The organism is Brevundimonas sp. CURTG3B2_SDJG (assembly GCF_057364705.1).
Window position 1 is genome coordinate 1 of sequence record NZ_JBNFOJ010000320.1, and the last position, 3089, is coordinate 3089.

3 protein-coding genes and 1 pseudogene are annotated in these 3089 nt (G+C 69.1%); 2 read left to right on the plus strand and 2 right to left on the minus strand.

All coding sequences use genetic code 11. The annotated features are described in order from the left end of the window. On the plus strand, positions 1-860 hold an 860-nt coding region (locus tag AC2W7C_RS15865; RefSeq protein WP_486002266.1), incomplete at its 5' end, for an MFS transporter. Between the two features lie 82 nt (positions 861-942). On the opposite strand, the pseudogene AC2W7C_RS15870 reads toward AC2W7C_RS15865, so the two are convergent. Further along, positions 943-1973 (minus strand): annotated as a pseudogene (locus AC2W7C_RS15870) (2'-deoxycytidine 5'-triphosphate deaminase). Positions 1974-2065: 92 nt separating this feature from the next. On the opposite strand from AC2W7C_RS15870, the gene apaG reads away from it, so the two are divergent. Next, complete coding sequence (gene apaG / locus AC2W7C_RS15875) at positions 2066-2473, plus strand: Co2+/Mg2+ efflux protein ApaG (protein WP_486002267.1); 408 nt, start codon at positions 2066-2068, stop codon at positions 2471-2473. Positions 2474-2812: 339 nt separating this feature from the next. On the opposite strand, the gene AC2W7C_RS15880 is transcribed toward apaG, so the two are convergent. Further along, the coding region (locus tag AC2W7C_RS15880; protein ID WP_486002268.1) for a GcrA family cell cycle regulator at positions 2813-3089 on the minus strand (277 nt) is incomplete at its 5' end.

Consider the following 3089-nt stretch of genomic DNA (forward strand, 5'->3'; position numbering starts at 1 on the left):
CTTCCTGGCGCCGGCCAGCCAGGCCTTCCTGCCGATGGTGGTGGGGCGCAAGGCCCTCCCCGCCGGCCATCGCGGCCCAGTCGATCGCCTTCCAGACCGGCGCCATCGCCGGGCCGGCGCTGGGCGGGCTGATCGTCGGGGTCAACGTGCCCCTGGCCTATGCGGTCGCGATGGGCCTGTTCCTGCTCGGCGTCGGGGCCTTCTTCCTGATCCGCACCAGCGGCAAGCCGCTGAACCCCGAGGGCAAGCTGCCGCCGCTGGAGGCGGTGAAGGAGGGGCTGGCTTACGTCTGGAAGACCAAGATCGTGCTGGGCGCGATCTCGCTGGACCTGGTCGTCGTGCTGCTGGCCGGCGTCGCCCTGCTGACGCCGATCTTCGCGCGTGACATCCTGCATGTGGGTCCGGAGGGCTTCGGACTGCTGAGGGCCTCGTTCGGGGTCGGGGCCATGGCGGTGGCCATCTATCTGAGCCGCTTTCCCATCACCCAGCACGGCGGCCGTTGGATGTTCGCCGCGGTGGCCGTATTCGGCCTGTGCACCCTGACCTTCGGCCTGTCCAAGATCGTCTGGCTGAGCGCGCTCGCGCTCTTCGTCGGGGGCGGCGCGGACATGATCAGCGTCAACATCCGCCAGACCCTGATCCAACTGGCCACGCCCGACCACATGCGCGGTCGGGTCAGCTCGGTGTCCATGCTGTTCATCGGCGCGTCCAACGAACTGGGAGAGGCCTATTCCGGCGTCATGGTCCGGGTGCTGGGCGCGGTCGGCGCGGCGGTGTTCGGCGGGGCGGGAGCCTTGGCCGCCACCGGCCTGTGGGCGGCGCTGTTCCCGGGGCTGAGGAAGGCCGACAAGCTGAGCTAGGTTCTAGGGGCTAGGTTTTAGGTTCTAGGGAAAGACTGGTAGCGCTCGCGCTAGAACCTAGCCCCTAGAACCTAGACCCTTCTCAGCCCCACGGCCGGAAGTGCTTGCTGAGCTTCAGCCCCTGGCGCTGGTAGTGGCTGCCGCCCTCGCCGTACAGGCGGGTGGGGCGTTCGGTCAGGGGTTCGTAGACCAGGCGGGCGACGATCTGGCCGTGCTCCAGCAGGAAGGGCGTGTCGTGGGTACGCACTTCGAGCACGCCCTTGGAGCCGGCGCCATGCGCCTCGTCAGTGCCGAAGCCCGGATCGAAGAAGCCGGCGTAGTGGACGCGGAACTCGCCGACCGAAGGATCGATCGGGGTCATCTCGGCGGCCTGGTCAACGGGGATTTCCACGTCGTCGGACGAAGCCAGGATGTAGAACTCACCCGGATCCAGCAGCAGTTCGCCGCGGCGCAGGATCTGGGGCTCCCAGAAATCCTTGGGATCGTGACCGTCGATGTGGTCCAGGTCGACGACGCCGGCGTGGCGGCGGCCGCGGAAGCCGACGATGCCGCCGTCGGCGCCGGTCAGGTCGACGCCGACCGAGCGGGTCTCCAGCTTGGGCGGTTCGCCGGCCTTCAGGCGCAGTTGGTTCAGGCGGGTGCCCGGGCGGACGAGTATGGAGAAGGTTTGGGGCGCGATCTCGAGATACAGGGGGCCGTCGTAGCCCTCGTCCACATCGTCGAAGCTGCCGCCGCGGTCGGTGAGCAGGCGCACGAAGACGTCGACCGGCCGGTCGAGCTCTTGGGGTTGGCGCGGGCGATCAGGCCCTTGGGCAGGCTGAGCCGCTCCTGCAGCCGGGCGATGTAGACGCAGCCCTTCTCCATCACATAGCCCGAGGACAGGTCGATAGCGTGCATGGCCACGTCGGAGATGCGGTCCTCGACCTTGCGTCGGCCCGGCAGGAAGGAGGCGCGCACGCGCCAGGCCCGGTCGGACAAACGCAGGTCCAGGCTGGCGGGTTGGACCTGGTCTAGATCGAAGGGGGTGTCGGTGGTGATCGCGCCGTTGGCGATCAGCAGTTCGATGGACTGGCAGGGCAGGATGCCCGGGAGGGTGTGTTCGAAAGACGTCATGTCTTCGGCTTACACGATTTTTCGGCCCGTCTCGCCTGTCCCTGACGCGTGCGCCCGCTTGACGCGCGCCCGGGTTCCGCAACCATGCCCGGATGCATGACGCGCGCGCCTACGAGGCCGAGACCGACGGGATCCTGGTGCGGGTCCGCCCCAGCTATCTGGCCGGCCAGTCCGATCCGGACGCCGGGCGATGGGTGTGGGCCTATCAGGTCGAGATCGTGAACCTGTCCGGCGGCCCGGTGCAGCTGGTGGCGCGGCGCTGGGAGATCACCGACGCCCGCGGTCACAAGGAGGAGGTGCGCGGGCCCGGCGTGGTCGGCGAGCAGCCGACGATCCAGCCCGGCGACAGCTATTCCTATGCTTCGGGCTGTCCTCTGGGCACGCCGTCCGGCGCGATGGTCGGCGGCTATTCGATGGTCGACGATCACGGGCGGATGTTCGAAGTCGCGATCCCGGCCTTCAGCCTGGACGTGCCGGGCGAGCGACGGGTGCTGAACTGAGTGGTTAGTGGCTAGTGGCTAGTGGCTAGTGAGACCGAGGTCGCGGCGGGCGTCGGTTCACGCAACTGCCAGGCCAGCAATCACTAGCCACTAGCCACCAATCACTTTGCGGCCTCGATGTCGGAGATCGTCTCCCCAGCAGGGTGAGGGGCTGCGTCAACCCGGATAACCGCAGCCCCGCCCCAGTCTCCGAAAACCGCTTTGCGGGGCGGTCCAGAGGCGGACGGCGGCCCCTGTAGGGGCCTAGTGTGACGGCCGTGTGGCCGAAACGGGAAGGGCGCGCGAAACCGGTTCGGCGCGCCCTGCGTGACACGGCCCGCGTCGCGGGCCGCACCGGTTCTAGATGTAGCGGCGCAGGCTGCGGGCCAGCTCGGACGCACCGTCCTTGCCGCCCTTGCGGACCTGGGGCTGGTAGGCGACGCGGGCGTGCTCGACGCAATAGACGCCCTCCGAGGCGCGGCGGCCGCAGAAGCTGAATTCCGACGACGAGGGGTCGCCGATCGGCCATTTGCACATGTGGGCGCCCAGGGTCATGACCGTGGCGGTGCCCGGCAGGTCCGGGATCGGCGCGGGCGCCGGAGCGGCCGGGACGACGGGACGCGGCTGGGCCGCCTCG